We start from the raw sequence: 3,795 nt of genomic DNA on the forward strand, positions 1-3,795 counted from the left end.
GGTCACACCGTTCTGGCCCAGGTTCTGCATGCAGTAGAGCCACAGGCCGTCGGTCGTTTGCACCAGCGCCGCCCCGGTGATGAACCGGTCGGGGAACGGGTCCTCGCTGTCGGTGATGTAGTCCTCGACGTCGAGCAGCGGCTGGCCCAGGTGGAACACGTACTTCCCGAACTGATGCGCCGGCTGGATATAGGCATCCACGAACATGCGCGAGCTCGGGCCGTACCAGCTAATCCGCTCGCCGTCCGCGCTGACCCAGTCAATGTTGCCGGCCCGGCCCAGTCCTTTTGGGAAGGTGTGGGCGAACACCCCGTCGCTGCGCGCGACGTCGGAGCCTGCATAGGTCAGGGTCACCCAGTTGTCGGCCTGCGGGTTGGTGCGCAGGCACTGCTGCGGGTTCTCCAGGTCGTGGCCATCTACTAGGGCCAGCGTGCGGCCCCAGACGACGAAGTTGCCGGAGAAGTCGCGGCGGCCGACGCCCTCCTGCTTCTTCGGCTGGATCTTCACCGTCGGCACGCCCATGTCGATGTGGGCCTCGATCAGGGTGCCGTTGGTGAGCCGCTTTCGCAGCACCCCAGACTGGATGCCGCCGAGCTTGAGTTGATTCTCGAGCTCGCCGAGCACCTTCCGGGCGCCAGCCAGGTCCTCCGGGGAGGCCTCGCTGGCACCCTTCTTGTGGTGCCAGCCGTCGTATCGGCCGGCCACAGGTCAGGTCGAGGTCGCGCTCAGGGTGTACTTGGCCTTGAGCTCCTCGTCCAAGGCCATGACCTTGGCCACCGACAGCTTCGAAGCCGCCACCAGGACGCCTTCGACGGAGCCCTTGGCGTTGGCCTCGAGCAGCGCGATGCCGCGCACGGTGCCACCCGCGCCGGTGATCGGGAACACGGCCGGACTGGCGGTGTTGCTCACCGAGCCGGCGGCGACCGCGCCGTTCACCCACTCCTGGCGCTCGCCGGTGTAGTTGGTGAACTCGGTGGCGTTCTCGACGAAGTTCGCGCCGGTCCAGGTGGCCTGCACCGTCACGTCGCCACTGAACAGGGCGATGTAGAAGGCAGACTTCTGGGTGCCCTGGGCCAGGGCAACCGAGATGATGTGGTTCAGGCCTTCGGTGGGGATCAGGTTCGGGCAGACGTCATAGACGCCATCATTGCCGGCGACTTCGAACACGCCGCCGATCGCGATCTTCATGCTCGGGATGACGATGCCGCTGTCGGTCCGCTCGTACTTGTGGGCGCGGATGGCCTGCAGGGCTTCATCGCGGTGGCGCGCGGCCAGAATATTGGGATGCAGCATGGGCGTGTCCTCGGTGGATGGGATTACCAGCGCCCTCGCGGGCATTTCTCGCCAGGCAGGCGAACCTTTCCCGACACCACGCAGCCGCAGACGCCGCACATGGCGGGCACCAGGGCGCGGGGGTGGATGTAGTGCGGGCAGCCTTTGCAGACTCCGGTGCGGTGCTCGACTAGCAGTCGGTACCGCTCGCGGAGCGAAGCGCGCGTCGGCTTAGCTGATGCGCTCACCGTTTTTCCAGACCTCGGCTTCGGCCAGATCGACCGCAGCCATGCCCGACACCTGGCCCCCGCGCAGGGTGGCGATCAGGTGGCGGACGCCGCCGAATTCGCGCAGCGCGATGCTGGCGTGGTCGGCGTGGGCCGGCGCGGCGTAGCGATCGGCGTGCAGCTCCATCACCTGGCCGCCGCGCAGGCCAATGACGAACTGGCCGTGGTCAGAGAGCCACACCGGCACCAGGCCGGACTGCTCCAGGCCCAGCGCGCTGGCGTCGATCTGGGTGGCGCTCCCGCGCACGGCGCCGTGCGGGTAGGCAATGACGCGCTGCCAGTTCGCCGGGTCGGGCCCGGTCAAGTAGTACGTGCGCCCTGCCCGCTTGCCGTCGCCGGCGGCGGTGGCGACGAACAGGCCCGAGCCTTCGGCCTGGCCGGCCGGCTCGACCAGGGTGAGCTCCGCGTCGTAGCGCTGGAAGGCGCGGTGCAGGATGGTGAGGCCGTACGTCAACGCCGGCGACCAGCGCAGCAGACGGCCGCATGCCACGATCTGGCGGCCGTTGACCGCCCGCACGATCTGGCCCGCCGGCATGGGCGCCAGGAACAGCTTGTCGAGCTTCCCTCCCGGCGTGTGCATGCCGACCAGGTAGCTGCTGGTGCTCAGGGCCAGGTCCTGGACGGCGTAGAGCACGTCGCTGTCCGGGTGGCTCAGGTAGACGCGCATGATGGCCGTGCGCGGATCCTGTGCCACCGGGAAGTTGGTCAGGGTGATGCCGTCGCCGGCGGCGAGCTCGAGCTCCACCGGCAGCGACGCCCCGCCCTCGCGGCCGTCGACGTCGATGAACGTCACGGCCACCTGGTACTTGCCCTGGCGCAGGCCACCGACCCCTGGCGAGATCACGGCCAGCGGCTGGCCACCCGGGCACTCGGCGGCCCAGCTCCGAACGGTGCCATCGCCGCGGATCTGGAGCTTGTCCCAGCCGTTGCTGGCGTAGACGTTGCCGGCCAGGACGTCGTAGCTCATCGGCTGGTTGGGGCGCTCAAGGCTCGCGCCGAGCGCCTCCATGTCTTCGCTGGGGTCGAAGGCGACGACGTCACCGGCGTGCACGCCCAGCATCAGTGGGAAGCGGTCATGGGCCCACAGCGAGTGCAGCCCCTCCGCGGCCAGCGCCAGTTCGCCGCCCGGGCGCCGGCGCGGCTTGCCCTGGTCGTCGATGTCGATGTTCTTGGCCGCCCGCAGCGCCAGGACGTTGCCGTCCTCGTCGGTGGGCATGGCCTCTTCGGGCGGGCGATTGGCGATGCCCAGCGGCCAGCCCGCCATGCGGAGCAGGTCCTTGGAGCTGACGCCGGCCATTACAGGCCCCCGTAGGTGGTGGTGACCCGACTGCGCTCGCGCTTGCGCCGCATGACGTCGGCGCTGTCGCGCTCACCGAATCGTTGTTCGAAGCGGCCCAGCGCATCGTTGGCGCGGCCCGGATCGTATTGCTCGCCGTCCTTCTGGGAGAACGTGCGCCACAGGAGCCAGTCGACCAGGCCCAGGTGGTGCTCTTCCGGGATCTCCGGCTCGTCGTCGAGCGCGATCATTTTTTCGAAGGGGTAGCGGTAGACCTCGAGGGAGAGCGTGCCCGCGTAGTACTCAGACGGAGTCGGCCACAGTCGCAGACCAAGGCGCTCGCGGTGCACGGCGTACCTCGGCCGGCCGGTCTTGGTCTTCCAGTCGCAGTCCGACTGGATTTTGTCCATGCCGACCAGGTCCAGGTCGGTGGGCCGCCCGCCAGCGGTCAGCTGCAGGGAGGCGTTCTCGATCGCATGGATCCGCGCATCGAGGGGATAGGTGTGGGTTCCGGCCACCACAGCGATCGACAGGAACGACGACGTGTCGTCAAAAAGCAAGGAGGCCCGGATCGCCGCTTCACGCTCAGCTTCGTTCACCCAGTCGAACAGGGTCGCGTTCGAGGTGAGTTGCGGGCTGGCGTTGTCGTCCGCCTGGCGGCGGTACTCGGCGAACAGGGCCTCCAGCTCCATGGCTTAGCCCTCGTCCTGCGTGTCGCCGGTGCCAGCGTCGGCGTCGGTGTCGGCCTCGTCGCCAGCGTCGCTCGCAGCCTTGGCTTCTTCCTGCAGCTGGAGCCAGACCTCGTTCATCGACTCGCGGTCGACGCGGAAACCGGTCAGCTTCGCCAGGGCGTTGAGGTTCGGACTGCCGGCAGAGGTGAAATCACCCTCTTCCTTGCGCCCGGCCATGGTGATGATGGCCTTGCGGATGGCGGCCTTCTCGTCGAGCACGGTGACAGCC

At 68.4% G+C, this 3,795-nt stretch carries 5 protein-coding genes; all 5 read right to left on the minus strand.

Going from position 1 to position 3,795, the window contains the following annotated elements; genetic code table 11:
- Positions 1-705 (minus strand): hypothetical protein (locus AACZ35_RS13070; protein WP_339830003.1); only part of this gene is annotated, 705 nt, incomplete at its 3' end.
- A 3-nt stretch (positions 706-708) separates the two neighbouring features.
- Positions 709-1,293, minus strand: a complete 585-nt coding sequence (locus tag AACZ35_RS13075) for a hypothetical protein (RefSeq protein ID WP_339830005.1) — start codon at positions 1,291-1,293, stop codon at positions 709-711.
- A 210-nt stretch (positions 1,294-1,503) separates the two neighbouring features.
- Positions 1,504-2,856: a hypothetical protein gene (locus AACZ35_RS13080; protein WP_339830007.1), complete on the minus strand. Its 1,353-nt coding sequence runs from the start codon at positions 2,854-2,856 to the stop codon at positions 1,504-1,506.
- On the minus strand, positions 2,856-3,527 hold the full coding sequence (locus tag AACZ35_RS13085; RefSeq protein ID WP_339830009.1) for a hypothetical protein: 672 nt from the start codon (positions 3,525-3,527) through the stop codon (positions 2,856-2,858). Before AACZ35_RS13085 ends, AACZ35_RS13080 begins: the two co-directional genes overlap by 1 nt.
- A gap of 3 nt (positions 3,528-3,530) precedes the next feature.
- A partial coding sequence (locus AACZ35_RS13090; protein ID WP_339830011.1) for a hypothetical protein occupies positions 3,531-3,795 on the minus strand: 265 nt, incomplete at its 5' end.

This window comes from uncultured Arenimonas sp. (genome assembly GCF_963976025.1).
Taxonomy (GTDB): Bacteria; Pseudomonadota; Gammaproteobacteria; order Xanthomonadales; family Xanthomonadaceae; genus Arenimonas.